This window comes from Xylanibacter muris (assembly GCF_013166605.1).
Classification (GTDB): Bacteria; Bacteroidota; Bacteroidia; order Bacteroidales; family Bacteroidaceae; genus Prevotella; species Prevotella muris.
In genome coordinates this window covers 105,418-125,305 of the sequence record NZ_JABKKF010000007.1, presented here as the reverse complement: position 1 = coordinate 125,305, position 19,888 = coordinate 105,418, and the positions used below count along the sequence as shown (strand labels likewise).

The window sequence follows — 19,888 nt, the reverse complement described above, 5'->3', positions numbered from 1 at the left end:
ATGCCGCCGCTGTAGCATAACAGTTATAACAATGCAAAGATAAGGTAAAAATCTTATAAGCAATAAAAAAACCGCAATATCAGCAAATATGAGGCCAAATATTGCGGTTATATATCAAAATATTATGAAATCAGGCTTCCAATGCACCTATTATATCATTTACAGAATTGCATCCGTGAAGATCAAGCCAATCGTTTATTCCGTCCCGCACCTTTATTGTTACAGCAGGGTCTATGAAATTTGCAGTGCCTATTTCTATGGCTGTGGCACCGGCCATAAGAAATTCTATGGCATCCTCCGCACAAGATATTCCTCCAAGTCCTATAACAGGTATATTGACAGCCTTTGCCACCTGCCATACCATACGTAAAGCCACCGGCTTCACACACGGACCGCTAAGTCCTCCGGTATTTATACTGAGCATAGTACGACGACGCTCAATGTCAATGGCCATTCCCATAAGAGTATTTATAAGCGAAACGCTGTCGGCTCCCTCTGCTTCCACTGCGCGTGCAATCTCGGCAATATCCGTAACATTTGGCGACAGTTTCACGATAAGCGTCTTATTATAACGCTTGCGAACGGCACGCACCACTGAAGCGGCACCTTCACAGGTAACTCCAAATGCCATACCACCGTCTCTAACATTAGGACATGATATATTCAACTCAATGGCCGGAATATTCTCAAGAATATCTATACGGGCAGCGCATTCCGCATAATCTTCCGGTGAAGAACCACTGACATTCACGATCATATTCGTATCTATATCCTTTATCTGCGGATATATATTGCTGCAAAAATAGTCCACCCCCTTGTTTTGCAATCCCACACAATTGAGCATTCCCTGATGGGTTTCCGCCATGCGTGGATAATCATTACCTTCACGAGGATTAAGAGTCGTACCCTTTACTATTATACCTCCTATACCATCAAGCGGAACAAAGTCAGCAAATTCCAAACCATATCCGAAAGTACCCGATGCGGTCATCACCGGATTCTTCAACTCAAGGTTATTTATTTTTACATTTAAAGATGCCATAACAATTTCTTAATATTAAACACCGGTCCTTCTTTACACACACATATATTCCCGTCCGTCGTCTTCTCCACACAACATAGGCATGCGCCTACACCGCACGCCATCATATTCTCAAGCGACACCTCACAGTCTATACCTGCCTCTACCGCATATCCGGCTACAGCCATCATCATCGGCTTTGGACCACACGTGGATATACGGTCGAACTTACATGTATGCAGAATCGTGTGATTCGTTACAAACCCTTTTTGGCACATCCCTTCGACATCATTATCATATATTCCTGAACCGTCTTCGGTTGTTACATATACACGGCCATACTTATTAAACTCATCCATAAGCAACAAGTCTGAAGCTTTTCTTGCTCCAAGCAGAAATGTAGGCTCATTTCCCATACGTTTCATCTCCGCTCCCATATAGAGCAACGGAGCTACACCTACACCACCTCCTATAAGGAGTATCTTCTCTGAAGAAGACTGAGGCATAGTGAAGCCATTACCCAACGGCAATACACAATTAACCGTGTCTCCCTTGCTTAAAGAAGCCAAAGCACGTGTTCCGTCACCGATAGCAGCAATGAGAAGCCAAAGCTCATTCGTGGAACGGTCTACAAAATTAATGGAAATAGGACGGCGAAGGTATGTTGAAGGTGAATTATCAACGCGAATCTCAACAAACTGTCCGGGAAGCATCTCTGGAAGAGGAGTGTCGCAAGTGAGTTTTATCAACACATACTTATCATTGATATGCTCAACAAAAGACACTGTAAGATCGAGAATATACTTTTTCATCTTTTGAACGATAATTGTTATCTTGGTATTAAATACTGTCTTTGACTACAAAGGTAATGCAAATCAAGGACAAGACCAAAATATTGCATTATTAATTCTATTGGAAGCAAAACTTTAGAATACTATACATTATCCACATCGCAAATCGATGTCACTATGTGAAAAAGTCCGGCATAAACATCCACGAATAGGAACATGCTTTTGTTAGGTGCCATGTGGAAAATCAGATGGAAATTTGTTTTTCCTATCTATCCGTGTCACTTTGAAAACGGAACGAAAGTCTCATAAGTCTGATCATCATAATAAACCCTTATCTCCGTTACCCTGCGTTTAGGTTTGTCAATATATTTCACTTCTTCATTAACGATATCATGATGTGTATTCCTTACACCATTATCATGATGATACTCCGGAACATCATTCGATAGGGGGGGATTATCAACCACACCAAAATCCAACAACTGTTCATGCCCCTCAATAACATTTTCCACCTTATCGTCTGCATTGCCATTTTCCGACATATACATACTTCCAGAACCAAACATGAGCCAATCAGTATTGATGTTGGATTTTTTCTTTTTAATCGCTTCTACAATATTAAGCGTTGGTTTTGTACGTCCATTAAAGATACTGCTCAATGAGGCAGGGGACACATCTATAAACTGAGCAAAGTCTTGTTGAGTCATGTGCAACGACTCCATTACCTGTCTAATTCTATCTTTCATATTAAAAAAACATGCTTAAAGGGGTTTTTCCCTCTTTTTTATTTGATTTTACAAAGGTAAAGCTTTTATTCCAATTATGCAAAAGATTTATGATAGATTTTGATATCTGATATTTACATTTGTATTTATAAATACCACAAAATAAAATATATTATTGTATATATACAGCATTTACATCTCTAAAAATACACTTGAAATACGTTTACATGCCTGTATTTCTTTCTGATATATAATATATAATATACTGACTACCATTTATTTATATATATAATTATTAAAAGCTTTTATAGAAAAGAATGCATATATCATATAAAAAGCATAAAAACATCTACTTTTTATTTAATAAATACTATAAACATGATGATTATCAGTAATATATATTAATATTATCATAAATGTATATATATAGATTTTATTCTTTAAACTCATGTTTTATGTTTATAAAGCTGAATTCATAAACATAAACTAAGGCGTAGGGTGCTGCAACCGCCTTGTTTTGTTTTGTAAATATACTATTTTATCTTCTTGCTTTATGGTTGTAAATTTCAGTAATCCAAATGCAAACAGTTGTTAACGGTAAATTCATTATTGTGTGATTAAAGTAAAAATTGAAATTTTGAAGAATTCCGAATCAACGGTCGTAAAACTCAAAAAAAGGCAAAAATGAGAGGGGTAAATATGATTCAAGCTACTGATTACGTGGCATTTGAATACCAAAAAAGCACCCTTGAAAAAGGATGCTTTTAGAAAAAAATTAGGGCAAAAAAGCTTTTTTTTAGTGCAAAATGAAGAAAAGAAGCTCTTTCATCAGCTCTCCCGGAGGCGTATTTGGGTTATCCAATCCCTTACTTTTGGCATCTGCAATCCTTATTTGCGAAATAATTTGGAGAACTTTCACACCAGAGAAATTCCGCATACCAATCATATAGTCTTTGGCCGCCCACGGAGAACGCAGATCCAACCATTTTGCAACAGCATCCTGACTGTCTCTTTGGGGACAATAATATGCCATCATAAGATTCTGAAAGTAACTGAAGAGCATCGGTAGTAAAGCATATATACTTCCCGCCTTTGGATTTTCGTTAAAATATTTCACAATGGCATTTGCCTTTAAAACATTCCTGTTTACGATGGCATCCCTCAATTCAAAGGCATTAAAATCCTTGCTCACCCCTACCTGTTCCTCCACTACTTGAGGAGTCACCCTCCGGTCGTTTTCAGGCAAGGCCAACACGAGTTTATCAAGCTCTCCGGTCAACCTGCTCAAATCCGCGCCAACAGAATCCGCAATCATCTGCTGAGACTTCGGGTCAATGCCCACACTTCTTGCAAGAAGATATTTTTCAATAAACACCGGCAGGTCACGCTCACGCAATTTCTTGCTTTCGAAAAGAACTCCGTTTTTCTCTATAGCTGCCACAAGAGATTTTTTACGCTTGTCTATGAAACCGTTTTTATGGCATAACACAAGAATAGTCGAACCGAGCGGAGATTTTATATAAAATTCAAGTGCATCCGTATTTTTAATATTCTGCGCCTCCTTTACAATCAACACCTGGTATTCCGACATCATGGGATACCGTTTTGCAGCATCCGCTATCTGAGCGGCAGTAACATCCGAACCGAACATCACTGTCTGATTGAAATCACGCTCTTCGGGTGGTAATACATTATCTGCAATATAATCGGAAATCTTGTCTATATAATAAGACTCATCACCCATAAGATAGTATACGGGCATGAATCTCCTTGCCTTCAGATCATGCATTATGCTTTCAAAAGTTGCAGTTTTAGTATCCGCCATTACTCTATACGAATTTTATTTGTTAACTTTGCATGTACCATAAGCGATGTTTCCATGAATGAAAACATATCAGGCTCACATTTGGTGACAACCTTGATACCGCTCTTATCACAAGTACAAAGATAATGTAAAAATCCGACTAAGCGAAATAATAAAATAAAAATAAAGATGTACAGACTAAACCTTCCGCCCTATAATATCAGAATCAGACATAACAATAAAAAAACGGAAGTTTTCGACATTCTCAGAAGAAAATACGTCGCGCTTACTCCGGAGGAATGGGTGCGACAACACTTCATACATTATTTAATAGAACACAAAAACTACCCTGCCGCCTATCTCGCAAACGAAGTTGAACTGAGAATAGGCACAAAACGGCTACGTTGCGACAGTGTGTTATATGATACTACACTCACACCGAAAATAATCATCGAATACAAGGCACCGGAAATAGAACTCACACAGAATGTGTTTGAACAGATTTCCATATACAACATGCTGTTGCATGTAGACTACCTGATAGTCAGCAACGGCATAAACCATTATTGTTGTAAAATGGATTATTGCAATCAAAAATATTTATTTCTGGAAGACATTCCTGACTACGAAAACATTTAACATTAAAATATCTTCCCTTACGGATGAGGTGCTGCTGAAACATATTCCCTTTTACCTTAAACCCGACAGGCGGACAATGTCACAAGCGAACGCCACAAAGGTTACAACCTTTATATATGCTTTGAGGCAGTATGGGTGAAAAAACGCCCATACTGCCTCAAAGCATATTAATCTGTATTTTACTCCTCCTCTGTTTTCTTTGTAGTCTTACGTATAGCACGCTTACGTGTTTTTTTCTTATCGTCAGCAACCTTGTCCGTCTTTATTCCCGCAAACTCAGGGTCGATGAGAATACGTCCGCAATACTCGCAAACGATAATCTTCTTATGCATCTTGATATCAAGCTGACGCTGTGGAGGAATCTTGTTGAAGCATCCGCCGCAAGCATCACGCTGCACGCATACTACAGCCAAGCCATTGCGTGCCCCATTACGTATGCGTTCGAAAGAAGAAAGCAAACGCGGATCTACCTTTGTCTCGAGCTCACTTACCCTTTCCCTTAGAATCTCTTCCTCGGCACGTGTCTCTTCCACTATCTCGTCAAGCTCGCTCTTCTTCATTTCCAGATCCTTGCGACGCACATCTATTGCCTCTTCCGTTTCCTGAAGCTCAACTGTCTTGACATTCACCTTTGCATCCGCCTCCCTTATCTTCTTATTGCAAAGTTCAATCTCAAGCGTCTGAAACTCGATTTCCTTGCTCAATGTGTCATACTCGCGGTTGTTCTTCACATCATTCAGCTGCTCCTTGTAGCGGTTTACACTGATTTGTGCTTTCTCCACCTCGCCTTTCTTCAAGGAAATGGCCGTCTGGAATTCATCTATCTCATTCTTTATCTTCAGAACACGTGTGGTGAGTCCTTCTATCTCATCCTCCAAATCCTTCACAGCCTTTGGAAGCTCACCGCGCAAGTTCTCCTTTTCCTTGATTGCCGAATGGGTGGTCTGAAGCTGATAAAGAGTCTTCAGTTTGTCTTCCACGGAAAATTCCGCATTAACTTTCTTTGCCATAATACTTTATACGTAAATTATTGGATTCGTATTCGTCTCCGCCATCACGACAGGCAGCCCCGGACACTCTTCCGTTATTATTGATTTAAATATTTCATTTGTAAACTGTTCACTCTGATAATGCCCTGTCACGCATATCTGTATTTTCTGCTCGTATCCGAAATATACATGATAGTGCATCTCGCCTGTAATGAACGCGTCAGCACCGGCCTCCACGGCCTTGCCGAGAAGGAAATCACCGGCTCCACCGCAAACCGCGACCTTTCTTATTTTCCTATGCAGCAGTTCATTGCATTGCAGACACTCCACATTAAACACACCTTTCACCAATGACGTGAAATCCTCCGCACCCATGCCTTCGGCAAACATTCCCGTCACTCCGCTTCCCGAATCAGCGGCAGAGCCGCACGACAGGAAACCGACATCAGCGAGACCGAGTTTTTCCGCAATCATGAAATTCACTCCCCCACGGGCATTATCCATATTTGTATGCATGGACACTATACAGATATCATTCCGTATGGCTTTCATTACTGTTCTTTGCACGTAATCCGCATCCGAGATTACTTTCAGCCCGCGAAACAACAACGGATGATGCGACACAATGAGATTACAATGTCTGGCAATTGCCTCATCCACAATGCTTTCAGTCACATCAAGACACAATAAAGCCCCTGATGCTTCCGCCTCCGTTAATCCTATTTGCAGGCCGGCATTGTCCCAGTCTTCCTGCAATGGCAAAGGCGCGAATCGTTCAAGGGCACTCACCACTTCCTTAATCTTCACGCTTAATGTAGCTTTATGATAACTTTTCAGTTTGCAAAGTTACTGATTTTATCTCATAAAATATACATTAAGCGTGACAATTAATTATTTTTAAAACACCTTTAATAACACATGTTCCGTAATACGTCTTCATGAAAAAGCCAATCTGCACTTTTCTCTGATGTCCTATAGCGGACAACCGCCTTAACGTGCGGCCTGGCCGGCTGGCGGCCGCCAAAAATATTCATCGTCCGAGGTCACATATTTTCCGCGGAAATGGAACTTATCAGGAACAAGACTGACAGAAGTTCCCTGAGGATGCGCTGACGCCCCTTCCGGCTCAGACTGGTTGAGCGTATTGGCAGAGATAACATAAAGATTCTTTGCCATGTAATCTTTCAAATACCTGTCTACCGTCTGTTTATTCTTGTGATTCCAGTTGGCATCTTCATTAAGCAGCAGGGGCAACCCAAGGCGCAACCTCTCACGTACTTCACCCGGATGGAGAAGCACTCCGTTCTCATCAGAAGCATAGGCAGCAAACGACGGATCCATCCAAACCCACTTTCCAAGCGACGTACTCCATGCGACATTAATTACATGACAGTCGGGATCCGTTCTCCATTCACGAGACTGACAGGTGAGATAACGTGCCGGAATACCCTCGGCCAACAGCATCTCATTCAGCATGATGGCCATGAAACGGCAGTTCAGACCACGGTTTTCGCGCCGGCACACTTCGTATAGCTCAATGGCATTGAGACGGCAATCAGGTCGCGGAGAACCGCCATCATGACGAATATGATCATGAACCCAGTAAAGAATATTCTTTATTCGTGATATGTCATCACCGCCACCGGCTATACTGTCCAGGTTAAAGTAGTCGCGTGTACGGCACAGAAGAGAGTCTGACGGATAAGCATAGCCGATAACGGGAGTACACTGTCCCGTACGCCTGTATGGAAATGAAAGTTTCAAAGTTTCAAGATGTGTGCTCCCTTCTGTTCCTTCCAATGATTCCTTCATTGCCTCCATGCGTGCATACATGGCCGTATCGCCAATTTCACCCGCCACCTTCTCTATTACAGGTATTTTGGATATGGCAATAAAACCGAATCCTTCATTGTTGTACTTGTTCCGCAATATCCATTCCTCTGCCTGTCTGAATGCCTCAGCCCATCCATCGGCCTTTCCCCACGAAGCGGAAGGTGTGGCCGGGATTGCTTCCGGACATTCACTGCTCACTACACGCCCCATCACTATATATCCCTTGAATTTAGGACAGTTCACGGCATTGCCATAGCAAGTGCGGAACACTGTTCCTCCAAAGACAATATTTTCCAGTTCCGGACAGTCTTTGACAAACTGTGAGCCACCCGTACTCATAACCGTTCCGTCAAAACGTATGCTGCACAAACGTGGCATTTCATTCACGCAATAACCGTCGATGTGTCCCACAAATCCGCTGAAAGTCAGTTCCTCAAGTGCAGGCATCCTTTCAAATGTACCGCCGGAAATGTATTCCACATCGCGAAACACCAGTTTCCTCAATGACTTCAAGCCTTCCAGCAGTCTTCTCACAGACCTGTCTTTCCAGGAAAGTACAGGAAGGGTGAGTTCCGTCAGCATGGAATCATCTGTAAGCACATTGCTGTGTATGTATGCTTCCCGTGGGAAGTCGAGCGTCCGCAATGATGTCCTGCTCAGAGCCCAATGTCCGACAGTATCAGTGTGTACAGGCAGAATTATATTCTCTACAGGACACATGAAGAACATGCAGTCTGGCACGGTATGCTCACTTGTGACGTATGCGCGGTATGCTTTCTGTCCGTCAAGAAACGGCTGCCCTCCTTTAGAGAACTCCACATCGCGCAGGTTGACCGAGCGCACCTTGCCTCCGGTTGTCTCCATACCTGCTCCCCGCCCGCAAATATCACGCAAGAAACGTATGTCGTCATTATTTATGACTCCGCGTACTGTAATGTCGGTAATACGGTATTTATTCCGTTCACCGACAAGCTTCGACAACGTGCCGGGATGTTTCACTCTGACCACAGCCTTCTTTGCCTCCACACTGCTTACAGACATCACGCATCCTAAAAGCAGAAACATCCATAGTCTCATTCCTTCCATAATTTATAACATTAAAAAAAACATTCTCCTGCCTGTCCGTCAGAAACGGTCCCGGCTATCCGTTGCCGCTTCCTCCGTCTTTGGTATCATCGTTGACGATGGTGCGTGACGCTTTCCTTACACTGGCCTTAAGCTCTCCAAAACGCCAGTTGACGCTGACACCGAAACGCTGCTGAACATACTTGCTCCATGATTCGCTGGTGAAGTTCAGGTCGGCCAACGTGTTTTCCGACCTGTTGTACTTCTTCAGGAAATTGCTTGCATACGCTGATACGGTAAGCCTCTTTTTCATCATAGACTTGCTTACGTTCAGGGTGTAGGAACAATAACCGCTTCCTTTTCCCTGCAACGATATCCACGGAGACGACGAGTATATGTTCATACTCATACGCCAGTCATGAGGCAGCGACTGCTGCGCTCCCCCGTATGCCGACACATACCATCCGCTGTTGCTCAGCCCTGTTCCGTCTTCAAGATGAGAGTATCTTCCATATAAGTTTGCATATATACGCGTGTCGGGAGTGACATTCCAGTTTACGTAGCCGCTGACGTTCACATTGTCCGACTTTCCTATATTACGGTAGGTTGAGTATATTACGTCCTTGCCTGTAGGGTTCTGCAGTCCCTTGTCAGCCAGCGACATGTCGGACACCAGTTCCGTCACGCTTTCAATGCTGTTGTCGGTGAAGGAATAGCTCAGCATGATGTTGAAGTTTATCTTCTGTGTGAAGTTGCTGTAGTTCATGTTCACGGAATGTGTTTTCTCTGTGTCAAGATCAGGATTTCCCTGATTGATGTACGTCGGATTACTGTCATCAAGATATGGATTGAGATACCATATTCCGGGCCTGTATATACGCATATTGTATCCGATGCGCATGTTCTGAGTATCGGTAATCTTGTATCCGATGCTCAGCGACGGAATTATATCATCAAAATTCTTGCTGAAATCCAGTCCCCGTCCCAGTCTATACTCCACATCCTGGAAAGTATGCTCATAGCGCAGTCCAAGCCGTCCGGATATTTTCTTCATCTTCAGCCCATAACCGGCGTATGCCGACAGGATGTCGTTGCGGTGGCTGTAATGCGAGCTGTGGTCCGGATCATATTCATATTCCGCCCCTCCTGCGGCCTGACGCTGATAACGGTCGTTCTCTGAAGAATTGTCTCGCATTATATATTTCACGCCTGTCTCCAAAGTGTGTATCTTCCCTATGGGTGTGGTATAGTCGGCCTGTACGGTATGTTCTGTGGAGTGCTGCGAATTGTCATTGTGCTGATCCTTCATCCTTCCGACAAAATCCTGCCATCCCTCCACCGCCGTCACTTCATCATATACAGAGTACGAGTCAGACGAGTTCGGACGTGAGCTTATTCTGTACGACAGCGTGAACATACGGTCTTTCATACGAAACAGCCGCTGATAGTCGATACCTCCATTGACTGAGAAATAAGAATTTCCGCCCCTGTTGCTATGAATATAATCATACAGCAACGAACCGTCAGCAGGCGAAGTCGCCGACATGCGGCCATATCCGTTGTTTCTTCCATTGTTTCCCCACAACCCGAAAGATGCGGATATAAGCCTCAGAGTGTCAATATCATAGCTCGCCTCCATATTTCCGTAATGACGGTTGCCGAATCCTCCGCTCCCACCGCTGTAATCCTGGTCTGACGATGTCGGTGAGATATTTCCGACAGTCTTTCTGCTTCCGCCATAATAATTATCTGAATTGGTATCGTGCTTATAGCTATACTGTGCGCTTACAGTAAGATTCCCACTCTTCACGGTTCCGAAAAAGCCGGTACCGGCACCGCGGTTATCCGCGTCTGCGCGCAGCGTCAGAGTATATCCTTCCAGTCCTCCTCCAACAGTAACGATATTGATAATGCCTCCCACTCCCTCCGCATCATACTTAGGACCGGGATTTGTGATGACCTCGATGTGCTTGACCGAATTTGCAGGCAGGCTTTTAAGCACCTCGGTAGGATTGTCGCTCATCATGCTGTTCGGTTTTCCGTTTACATACACTTTGAACGACGAGTTTCCGTTCACCTTTATATTATCCTCACCGTCGACGGTCACCATCGGCACTTTTCGCAGCATTTCAAGCACAGTGTTTGATTTGGCGTCCGGATCATCGCTTATATTATATGTTATCTTGTCTATGTCCGCCTTGACCAGAGGCTTCTGTCCTCTTATCACAACTTGTCCGAGTTCGTTTTCAGCACTCACCGCATATATAGTGTCCATATCGACGACCTTCTGTCCAGGCTTTACGATAAACTCCCTCACGATATTCTTTCTGCCTACCATACTGACTGTCATTCTCATCTCTCCGGTCCCGGAAACACTCTGCCTGAAATTTCCTTTCTCATCCGTCACCATCATTTTCAAGGGCTTGCCGCCCGCATTTCCTTTCTTCTCTATCTTTATTGTGGCGTATGGCTCGGCTTCCCTTGTCAGCGAATCCACAAGAGTGCCCTTTACAGTGAAGCTTCCACTTTTTTGAGCCACCGCAGGCATTGCCGCAATAAGGAAAGGCAATACCGCGCTAAATCTAATTTTAAACATCTATTACTTTTTTAATTCATTTATTTAAAACTTTTCCATCAAAAGACGCAATAAATGTCATTTTGCGACAAAACCACGCATATATTTAACGTTTTTTATCCCTGTACGGTGTTTCTTTATGAAAATAAACATTTCGCATACCATGGTACGAAGCATTAGTCTTAAAAAAACATTGCCCACTATTTCAAACAGATGTCACTGACCGTAAAACACCAAATCAAAGAATTATTAATTTATCAAAAAAAGCACGATTCACTTAAAACTTTGAAATCTATTTACATTTTCAACAGATGTAAAATCCTCTTCCAATGAATGGCCTATTCATGCTCGATGAATGGCATGTTCATCAGCCGTGAATAGCCTATTCATTAGGCATGAACATGCCATTCATTTTTGGCACACTTTTTAATAGCAACTAACACACTGGATATCAACAAATTAGCCACATATAAGAATTCAAGAAAAATACGCCAAGGACGTATTATGAATTATTATTACATATCATACAGGTTCGAGTCAAAATGAATAGAGATAAAAGGTGGCTAAGCATCTCGGAATTACCGATAAAGTGCTATTTTGAATTATATACAGAAGTGATACGAAAAGGATAAACGCCAATCAATGAGGCATAAAAAAAGGATCCGGCATATTATAATGCCGAATCCTCCTTCTTTTTAATACCATTCATGGGAAAAATGTCATACTGGCATGTTTACCCTTCCATAGTTATACATCTTAAGCACGTTTACACAATACTTGTTAAACTTTCTGTTCTCTGTGATTTTCTTCATAATACGTCTCATAATCTTTTTACCTTTCTTTACTTTTAATTCTACTTTAAATCATACGTCGTTATCCCGGCAGGATGTATCCTCACATCCTCACTATATTTCCAGACACCACCGTGTCCTTTGTATTTATCTTCTGCAAAGATAATGCAAACCGAACGGCAATGAAGCTTGCTTCAAATTGCTGAGGTGCCGCTTATCTTCTGCAAAGATAGTATAGTTACCGGTATTGCCAATGGTGAAACATAAAGATTATGAGGAAAACGCTTTTATTTTTGACCTTTGTCAAAGCCGTTGACAAATATCAATTCCTCAGCCTCACATCCTTCAAACGTCCGAATCCGTCGAACGAGCGACGGTCGGCCATGAACAGCGTTATCACAAGCGAAAGCATTGATGCAGAGAACGTTATGACGATTATCATCATCTGGTATTTTATGGCTATACCGGGTGCCGAGCCTCCAAGAATCTGTCCTATCATCGTTCCCGGCAGCGACACAAGCCCCATCACGGCCATATTGGCGATACACGGGGCAAAGGCTTTCTCCATTGCACGCCTCACAAACGGAGTTACAGCCTCAAGATGCGTGGCTCCATTGCCGAGAAGATAATAATACAGCTGACGCTCGCGCTCGATACCGTCGTAAAACGTATTGAGTGCCATCACGTTGACCGTCAGCATGTTGCCCATAAGTATACCCATGATAGGCACAAAATAACGCGCGTCAAACGGATTGGCCAGGCGCAGGACCACAAAAAGAAAATAAAGCCCCACACACAATGCCGAAGCCGACAGCCCCACGCACAGCGGAAGCAGAATGGTGCGGCGGCGAAGACGGGTGCGGACGGCCGCCGTAAAGGACGCCACCACAACCATAAGAATCACCCAAAGGAAATTAACCCAAGGACTGTTCAACACAAAAAGATACTTCAGATACAATCCTATGAGAAAAAGCTGCACCACCATGCGCACAGTGGCAATGACCGTAGACGATATAAGCGGCACTTTAAAGAAGCGGAAAATATAAATCGGAACCGCCATCAGCAAAAGCCCTACCACCATGCTTATATAAGAAATGTCTGTTGTCTCCATAAAAATAACGTTTAAACAAAAACTCTAAAAAAACATCACACCGTCATGAAATGACAATCCTGCCGTCGCATCCGGCGGCAAACTCTTCATCGTGGCTCACAGCCACAACAGTGCTTCCCCTGGACGCCAAGTGGCGCAAATATCCGAGAACAAGTCCGGAAGAGTGGCGGTCAAGAGCAGAAGTCGGCTCATCCACAAGCAACAACGGCTTGTTGAGCAGACCGCTAACCGAAAGCATCACCCTCTGACGCTGACCACCGCTAAGCTCGGCCACCTTACGGCCGTAAAGCTCACGCTCAAGCCCCAGGCGTTCCCACTCACCGAACAACAGAGATTTGGAAAATGGTTTGCCGCGGTTGGCTGCAAGCTCAAACGGCAGCGAGACCAAGTCTCTAACCCACTCCGAAGGCAATGCCGGCTCCTGAGGTATATATGACATATAACGCCTGAACTGCTCTGCTGACGAGGGGGTGAGCAACTCACCGTCGATGCTTATGTATCCGCTGCCGATAGTCTCAAATCCCATCAGCGCACGAAGAAGGGATGTCTTTCCGCAGCCGGACCCGCCCATTATACAAAACACCTTTCCGTCCTCCACGACAAAAGACAGGCCGTCAAACAATTGGCGGCCACCCATATCCATAGATATACTTTTAACTTCTAACATCTTATGCATTATGATTTGAATACAAAAGTAAGCAAAATATTTGGTATTATTCAATTTTTTGTCTTATCTTTGCATAAGATAAGCTGCACACAGGCAATTTAATAAATGCCGCAATTGCCCTGGGCTTAAATTATATTTCATTTTATGACGATAGAAAATATGGACAATAATCCTATCATCAGCAACAAAAAAAGACTGCCGGCAGAATGGGAAACTCAGGTTGCAGTCCAGCTTACATGGCCCCATGAGAATACAGACTGGAAGCCGATTCTGAAAGAAATAAACGAGACATACTCACACATGGCTGCGGAAATAGCAAGGAGAGAAAAACTGATAATCGTTGCACCGGAACCGCCAAAAGCCATCGACGCCATAAAAGAACACACCGCTGCGGATAACGACAGGGAAAAGATAATGAAAAACATCCACACCCTCGAATGCCCTACCGACGACACCTGGGCACGCGACCACGGCTTCATAACACTCACCGGAGACAACGGTGACAAAACAATGCTCGATTTCCGTTTCAACGGTTGGGGAAATAAATTTGAAGCGGAAAAGGATAACGCCATCAACCGCAAACTATACGAATCGCACTTATTCAACCAAAAAGGAAGTATCCTCACAGGAGAATACTCCGACCGGCTCGACTTCGTACTCGAAGGCGGCTCGATAGAAAGCGACGGACGGGGAACAATATTCACCACCACAAAATGCCTGCTTGCGCCAAACCGAAACCAGCCGATGACACAAAACGACATAGACATCACGCTCAGACAGACCCTTTGTGCGGAAAGAGTGGTATGGATAGACTACGGTAATCTTACCGGTGACGACACCGACGGACACATAGACACACTCGTGAGAGTTGCTCCGGCCGACACATTATTATATATAGGCTGCGACAACGAGAACGATGAGCAATACAAAGAGCTTGCACGCATGGAAGAACAGCTGCGGTCGCTGCATACAAAGAGCGGAGGATCATACCGCCTTCTGCGGTTGCCGATGCCCGAACCTATATATCACAACGGGAAAGACTTCTGCAATGCCGGTGACGAAAATGCGGAACGGCTGCCCGCCACATACGCCAACTTCCTTGTCATAAACAAGGCTGTGCTCTACCCCACCTACGGACAGCCGCGACGCGACCGCGAAGCTGCCGAAATAATAGCAGACGCATTCCCCGACAGGGAAATAATAGGCATAGACTGCCGGAACATTATCATACAGCACGGCTCACTACACTGCTGCACGATGCAGTTTTTCGCATAACCACGATGTGGAGGTATGCACCGCCCCACACCCTCTACCGAATAAAAAGAATACAGGCTGCATGAAAATACAGCCTGCAAACAATAACCATGGAAAAAGAACTAAAGATTGGATTTCTTCAGCAACACAACACTGCTGATACTAAGGACAACATAATAAGACTCGCTGAAAGTATCGCCGATTTGGCAAAACGCGGAGCAGAGCTCATAGTACTTCAGGAACTTCACAACTCCCTGTATTTCTGTCAGGTGGAAGACGTGGACAACTTCAACCTCGCCGAACCCGTCCCCGGACCGTCCACAAACATGTTCGGTGAACTGGCACGGAGATATAATGTAGTGATAGTTGCCTCGCTGTTTGAGAAACGCGCCCCCGGACTATACCACAACACAGCGGTGGTAATGGAACGCGACGGAACCATAGCAGGAAAATACCGTAAGATGCACATACCCGATGACCCTGCATACTACGAAAAATTCTATTTCACACCAGGCGACATGGGGTTCAGACCAATAAACACAAGCGTGGGATGCCTCGGTGTTCTCGTATGCTGGGATCAATGGTATCCAGAGGCAGCCAGACTAATGGCACTCCGCGGGGCAGAAATTCTAATCTACCCTACGGCAATAGGATACGCGGCAAACGACACCGCAGAAGAACAACAGCGGCAAAGGCGGGCGTGGCAGACAGTGCAGCGCGGACACGCTGTAGCCAACGGACTGCCTGTTGTCAGCGTCAACCGCGTGGGATATGAGCCGGATCCTTCGGAACAGACCGGAGGCATACAGTTCTGGGGAACATCATTCGTGGCCGGACCACAGGGAGAAATCCTGTATGAGGCTTCTGAAAACGAAGAGGAAAGCGTGATAGTAAGCATCGACATGGCACACACCGAACAAGTGCGCAGATGGTGGCCGTTCCTCAGAGACAGAAGAATAGACGAATACGGTGATATCATAAAAAGATACATAGACTGAATAGAATAAAAAACAATCAAATAAAGAAGAAAATGTCAGTAAACTTAAGATTCCAGGTAGTGGAGGAAGCTTTCAAGAAGAGAGCTTTGGAAGTGGCTACACCTAAAGAACGGCCGTCCGAGTACTTCGGAAAATATGTCTTCAACCGCCATAAGATGTATAAGTATCTTCCGGCCGATGTTTACGCGAAACTTATTGATGTCATAGACAACGGCACACGCCTCGACCGCTCCATCGCCGATGCCGTGGCTGCGGGCATGAAACAATGGGCGATGGAAATGGGTGTGACACACTACACACACTGGTTTCAGCCGCTTACAGAAGGTACGGCCGAGAAACACGACGCTTTCGTGGAACATGACGGCAAGGGAGGAATGGTCGAGAACTTCAGCGGCAAACTGCTCGTACAGCAGGAACCCGACGCCAGCTCTTTCCCCAACGGAGGTATACGCAACACATTCGAGGCACGGGGATACTCTGCATGGGATCCAACCTCACCGGTATTCATCATCGACGACACACTGTGCATACCGACCATCTTCATATCATACACCGGCGAGGCCCTCGACTATAAGGCACCATTGCTGCGCGCACTCCATGCCGTGGGAAAGGCTGCCACCGAAGTGTGCAAATATTTCTATACGGACGTGACAAAGGTGAAATGCAACCTTGGATGGGAACAGGAATATTTTCTCGTTGACGAAGGACTATACTCGGCACGCCCCGACCTGATGCTGACCGGACGCACGCTCATGGGACATGAAAGCGCAAAGAACCAGCAAATGGACGACCACTATTTCGGCACAATCCCCGACCGTGTGCAGGCTTTCATGAAAGATCTCGAGATACAGGCACTGGAACTGTCCATACCATGCAAGACACGCCACAACGAGGTCGCACCGAACCAGTTTGAACTTGCACCGATATATGAGGAATGCAACCTGGCCGTAGACCACAACATGCTCCTCATGTCGCTGATGAAAAAAATAGCACGCAAACACGGATTCAGAGTCCTGCTACACGAAAAACCGTTCGACGGCATCAACGGTTCGGGAAAACACAACAACTGGAGCCTTTGTGCCGACAACGGCAAACTGCTGCATGCCCCGGGAAAGACACCCGAGGAGAACCTGCGCTTCGTAACGTTCATCGTTGAGACACTGATGGCCGTATACAGACACAACGGACTGCTGAAGGCAAGCATAATGAGTGCCACAAACTCACACCGTCTCGGAGGAAACGAGGCACCTCCGGCCATAATATCATCTTTCCTCGGCAAACAGCTGAACGAACTGCTCGACCACATAGAAAACTCGCATAAAGACGAGCTTTTCAACCTCAAGGCCAAACAAGGCATGGAACTCGACATACCGCAGATACCGCAGCTCATCATCGACAATACCGACCGTAACCGGACAAGCCCGTTCGCCTTCACAGGCAACCGATTCGAATTCCGCGCAATAGGATCGGAGGCTAACTGCGCCTCGGCAATGATCGCCCTCAATTCTGCAATGGCAGAAGCACTGACATCATTCAAGGAACGCGTAGACAGGCTCATGGAAAACGGTGAAAGCAAAATAAGCGCAATACTCGATATCCTGCGCGAAGACATCAAGACATGCAAGCCCATACGCTTCGACGGAAACGGATACAGCGAGGAATGGATTGAAGAGGCACACCGCCGCGGTCTCGACACCGAGAGCAGCTGCCCCGTAGTGTTCGAACGTTATCTCGATGAAGCCAGCATCAGAATGTTTGAGTCTGTAAAGGTGATGAACAGGAAGGAGCTCGAAGCACGCAACGAAGTGAAATGGGAGACATACGTCAAGACTGTACAGATAGAGGCAAGGGTTATCGGTGACCTGTCTATGAACCATATCATACCTGTGGCCACCCACTATCAGAGCAAACTGATAAGAAACGTCCAAAGCATGAAAAACATATTTCCTGCCGACAAGGCCATCAGGCTGAGCCAACGAAACATGAAACTGATAGAGGAAATCGCAGAAAGCACAGAGACCATCGAAACACTTGTCGACGAACTGATTGAGTCACGCAGGGTGGCAAACCGCATCGAAAGCATCCATGAGCGTGCAATAGCCTACCACAACACCGTCGAGCCTAAAATCCAGGCAATACGCGACCGTATCGACAGCCTTGAGATGATTGTGGAAGACGGACTCTGGACTTTGCCGAAGTATCGCGAACTTCTGTTTATCAGATAATCATAATAAAAACCCACACGCAAATAAAAGAATCATATAATCAAAAAGGGCGACACCCCAAAGTCTATACAAAACTTTCCGGGTGCCGCCCTTTATTTTTATAAAGGAGCCTTTATTTCTTCTTCAATTCAATAACCGGCTTACCGTTCGCATCCTTAAGCTTCATGACATCTTTCTTCACCTCATAGGTCTTCACACGTCCGAACGCATTGAGCAAACCGTCTTCGATTTTCATGTCAGGGCACATCATACGTGTACTTCCCATCGCACTGAAATCTATTGCCGACCTTTTCTCGTCAATGTTTAAACCACCGGTAAGCCTGTTACAGCTTGTGCTTCCGTAAATATGCTTTTTCTCCATGTCAAAACCAATAAAAGGCGCATCCTGATGTTCCGGCACAATCACCTTCTCACCGTCAATACTGACTACACTCCACTCTCCTTCGAGTGATGCCATACCGGATGTCTTGCTGCCCGTGGCGCATGATGCCAAAGCAGAACCCAAAACCAATGCTGCAAAAATCTTTTTCATATCCTGTTTTTTTATTTTTTATGCTGTGGCACACCAATACACAGGCCACAGACATTATCCGATGCAAAGGTAATACAAATAAGATTAATCATGAAAGATATTCACTTTATTTAAAATATTCCAAACTTAAATGACGCTCTTCAAAACAAAGAATATGACCGGAACAAGAAGCGATGGCAGAAGATTCAACGTCTTGCAGTCTTTTATTCCCAACAGGGAAAAACCGCTTCCGGCAATCATCAGCCCTCCCACGATAAGAAGTTCAGTCATAAGAGAGGCACTTATGGCAGTGCCCGATATCACGGCAATGAAATAGAACATACCCTGCCAGCAAAACAGTACAATGGCCGCCAAAGACATCCATGGACCGTATGTGGAAGCAAACACTGCCGATGACACAAAATCAAGGGTGGCATTGGTAAACAGGAATGTATTGTCGCCCTTCAAGGCACTGATCACCGGCCCGAGCATCGACAACGGCCCTATGCAATACAAAAGAATTGCCGCTGAAAGACCGTCGGCAAGCGTCTTGCCGCCACGTGCCCCGGAACGCTTGTCAACAAGCCTGCGAAAACGGCCGTCGATATCCATTGCCGTTCCGGCAACACTGCCAAGTGCAATCGAAACTACAAACAGCACCGGATATCCGCTCTTAGGTAAGTTTGATATCACGGCATTAAACCCTATTCCGAGGCTAACAAGCCCCAAACCATTATAAAGTGCCGTCTTGTATTTATCACCGATGCCCCTGTGGAACACCACTCCGGCAACCGTACCGGCAACAATACACAATGTATTTACTATAGTACCTAACATATTTGCAAAAATAATGTAAAAAAACAAACATACAAAAAGTTTCTTTTAAAAT

At 44.8% G+C, this 19,888-nt stretch carries 16 protein-coding genes; 4 read left to right on the top strand and 12 right to left on the bottom strand.

From position 1 onward, the window contains the following. Positions 1–130 precede the first annotated feature (130 nt). The 4 genes from HPS56_RS08690 to holA form a co-directional block, all read right to left on the bottom strand. Positions 131–1,042 (bottom strand): dihydroorotate dehydrogenase, encoded by a 912-nt coding sequence (locus HPS56_RS08690; RefSeq protein ID WP_172275757.1) that lies wholly within the window; start codon positions 1,040–1,042, stop codon positions 131–133. Further along, entirely contained in the window at positions 1,030–1,833 is an 804-nt protein-coding gene (locus HPS56_RS08685; RefSeq protein WP_172275756.1) for a dihydroorotate dehydrogenase electron transfer subunit, read from the bottom strand. The genes HPS56_RS08690 and HPS56_RS08685 overlap by 13 nt, the downstream gene beginning before the upstream one ends. Before the next feature lie 257 nt (positions 1,834–2,090). Beyond that, positions 2,091–2,558, bottom strand: a complete 468-nt coding sequence (locus HPS56_RS08680) for a helix-turn-helix transcriptional regulator (RefSeq protein WP_172275755.1) — start codon at positions 2,556–2,558, stop codon at positions 2,091–2,093. A gap of 775 nt (positions 2,559–3,333) precedes the next feature. Continuing rightward, positions 3,334–4,362, bottom strand: a complete 1,029-nt coding sequence (holA, locus tag HPS56_RS08675; RefSeq protein ID WP_172275754.1) for a DNA polymerase III subunit delta — start codon at positions 4,360–4,362, stop codon at positions 3,334–3,336. A gap of 168 nt (positions 4,363–4,530) precedes the next feature. On the opposite strand from holA, the gene HPS56_RS08670 reads away from it, so the two are divergent. Then, complete coding sequence (locus HPS56_RS08670; protein WP_172275753.1) at positions 4,531–4,980, top strand: type I restriction enzyme HsdR N-terminal domain-containing protein; 450 nt, start codon at positions 4,531–4,533, stop codon at positions 4,978–4,980. Between the two features lie 179 nt (positions 4,981–5,159). On the opposite strand, the gene HPS56_RS08665 is transcribed toward HPS56_RS08670, so the two are convergent. The 6 genes from HPS56_RS08665 to HPS56_RS08640 all read right to left on the bottom strand — a co-directional run bounded on the left by HPS56_RS08665 (position 5,160) and on the right by HPS56_RS08640 (position 14,011). Then, the gene (locus tag HPS56_RS08665; protein ID WP_172275752.1) at positions 5,160–5,990 is read right to left on the bottom strand and encodes a zinc ribbon domain-containing protein; all 831 of its coding nucleotides are present in this window, start codon (positions 5,988–5,990) and stop codon (positions 5,160–5,162) included. Positions 5,991–5,996: 6 nt separating this feature from the next. After that, the gene (locus HPS56_RS08660; protein ID WP_172275751.1) at positions 5,997–6,776 is read right to left on the bottom strand and encodes a Nif3-like dinuclear metal center hexameric protein; all 780 of its coding nucleotides are present in this window, start codon (positions 6,774–6,776) and stop codon (positions 5,997–5,999) included. Positions 6,777–6,959: 183 nt separating this feature from the next. Beyond that, complete coding sequence (locus HPS56_RS08655) at positions 6,960–8,888, bottom strand: leucine-rich repeat protein (protein ID WP_172275750.1); 1,929 nt, start codon at positions 8,886–8,888, stop codon at positions 6,960–6,962. A gap of 55 nt (positions 8,889–8,943) precedes the next feature. Next, complete coding sequence (locus HPS56_RS08650; RefSeq protein ID WP_172275749.1) at positions 8,944–11,463, bottom strand: TonB-dependent receptor domain-containing protein; 2,520 nt, start codon at positions 11,461–11,463, stop codon at positions 8,944–8,946. Between the two features lie 1,092 nt (positions 11,464–12,555). Next, a complete protein-coding gene (locus tag HPS56_RS08645; RefSeq protein WP_172275748.1) occupies positions 12,556–13,344 on the bottom strand; it encodes an ABC transporter permease in 789 nt (262 codons plus the stop codon). Between the two features lie 43 nt (positions 13,345–13,387). Beyond that, complete coding sequence (locus HPS56_RS08640; protein WP_172275747.1) at positions 13,388–14,011, bottom strand: ABC transporter ATP-binding protein; 624 nt, start codon at positions 14,009–14,011, stop codon at positions 13,388–13,390. Positions 14,012–14,155: 144 nt separating this feature from the next. Here HPS56_RS08640 and HPS56_RS08635 point away from each other — a divergent pair, with 144 nt between their 5' ends. The 3 genes from HPS56_RS08635 (at position 14,156) to HPS56_RS08625 (ending at position 18,488) form a co-directional block, all read left to right on the top strand. Beyond that, the gene (locus tag HPS56_RS08635; protein ID WP_172275746.1) at positions 14,156–15,286 is read left to right on the top strand and encodes an agmatine deiminase family protein; all 1,131 of its coding nucleotides are present in this window, start codon (positions 14,156–14,158) and stop codon (positions 15,284–15,286) included. An 89-nt stretch (positions 15,287–15,375) separates the two neighbouring features. After that, entirely contained in the window at positions 15,376–16,263 is an 888-nt protein-coding gene (locus tag HPS56_RS08630; RefSeq protein ID WP_172275745.1) for a carbon-nitrogen hydrolase, read from the top strand. A 32-nt stretch (positions 16,264–16,295) separates the two neighbouring features. Beyond that, positions 16,296–18,488: a glutamine synthetase III family protein gene (locus tag HPS56_RS08625; RefSeq protein WP_172275744.1), complete on the top strand. Its 2,193-nt coding sequence runs from the start codon at positions 16,296–16,298 to the stop codon at positions 18,486–18,488. Between the two features lie 112 nt (positions 18,489–18,600). Here HPS56_RS08625 and HPS56_RS08620 read toward each other — a convergent pair whose 3' ends face one another. Together HPS56_RS08620 and HPS56_RS08615 are read right to left on the bottom strand one after the other, a co-directional pair. Further along, the gene (locus HPS56_RS08620; protein ID WP_172275743.1) at positions 18,601–19,020 is read right to left on the bottom strand and encodes an META domain-containing protein; all 420 of its coding nucleotides are present in this window, start codon (positions 19,018–19,020) and stop codon (positions 18,601–18,603) included. A 126-nt stretch (positions 19,021–19,146) separates the two neighbouring features. Next, complete coding sequence (locus tag HPS56_RS08615) at positions 19,147–19,836, bottom strand: DUF554 domain-containing protein (protein ID WP_172275742.1); 690 nt, start codon at positions 19,834–19,836, stop codon at positions 19,147–19,149. Between the last annotated feature and the right edge of the window lie 52 nt (positions 19,837–19,888).

Coding starts and splice junctions, on each gene's coding strand:
- holA (WP_172275754.1), bottom strand. CDS start 4,362: ATGGCGGATACTAAAACTGCAACTTTTGAAAGCATAATGCATGATCTG.
- HPS56_RS08680 (WP_172275755.1), bottom strand. CDS start 2,558: ATGAAAGATAGAATTAGACAGGTAATGGAGTCGTTGCACATGACTCAA.
- HPS56_RS08645 (WP_172275748.1), bottom strand. CDS start 13,344: ATGGAGACAACAGACATTTCTTATATAAGCATGGTGGTAGGGCTTTTG.
- HPS56_RS08635 (WP_172275746.1), top strand. CDS start 14,156: ATGACGATAGAAAATATGGACAATAATCCTATCATCAGCAACAAAAAA.
- HPS56_RS08690 (WP_172275757.1), bottom strand. CDS start 1,042: ATGGCATCTTTAAATGTAAAAATAAATAACCTTGAGTTGAAGAATCCG.
- HPS56_RS08650 (WP_172275749.1), bottom strand. CDS start 11,463: ATGTTTAAAATTAGATTTAGCGCGGTATTGCCTTTCCTTATTGCGGCA.
- HPS56_RS08670 (WP_172275753.1), top strand. CDS start 4,531: ATGTACAGACTAAACCTTCCGCCCTATAATATCAGAATCAGACATAAC.
- HPS56_RS08655 (WP_172275750.1), bottom strand. CDS start 8,888: ATGGAAGGAATGAGACTATGGATGTTTCTGCTTTTAGGATGCGTGATG.
- HPS56_RS08615 (WP_172275742.1), bottom strand. CDS start 19,836: ATGTTAGGTACTATAGTAAATACATTGTGTATTGTTGCCGGTACGGTT.
- HPS56_RS08620 (WP_172275743.1), bottom strand. CDS start 19,020: ATGAAAAAGATTTTTGCAGCATTGGTTTTGGGTTCTGCTTTGGCATCA.
- HPS56_RS08630 (WP_172275745.1), top strand. CDS start 15,376: ATGGAAAAAGAACTAAAGATTGGATTTCTTCAGCAACACAACACTGCT.
- HPS56_RS08640 (WP_172275747.1), bottom strand. CDS start 14,011: ATGTTAGAAGTTAAAAGTATATCTATGGATATGGGTGGCCGCCAATTG.
- HPS56_RS08665 (WP_172275752.1), bottom strand. CDS start 5,990: ATGGCAAAGAAAGTTAATGCGGAATTTTCCGTGGAAGACAAACTGAAG.
- HPS56_RS08625 (WP_172275744.1), top strand. CDS start 16,296: ATGTCAGTAAACTTAAGATTCCAGGTAGTGGAGGAAGCTTTCAAGAAG.
- HPS56_RS08685 (WP_172275756.1), bottom strand. CDS start 1,833: ATGAAAAAGTATATTCTCGATCTTACAGTGTCTTTTGTTGAGCATATC.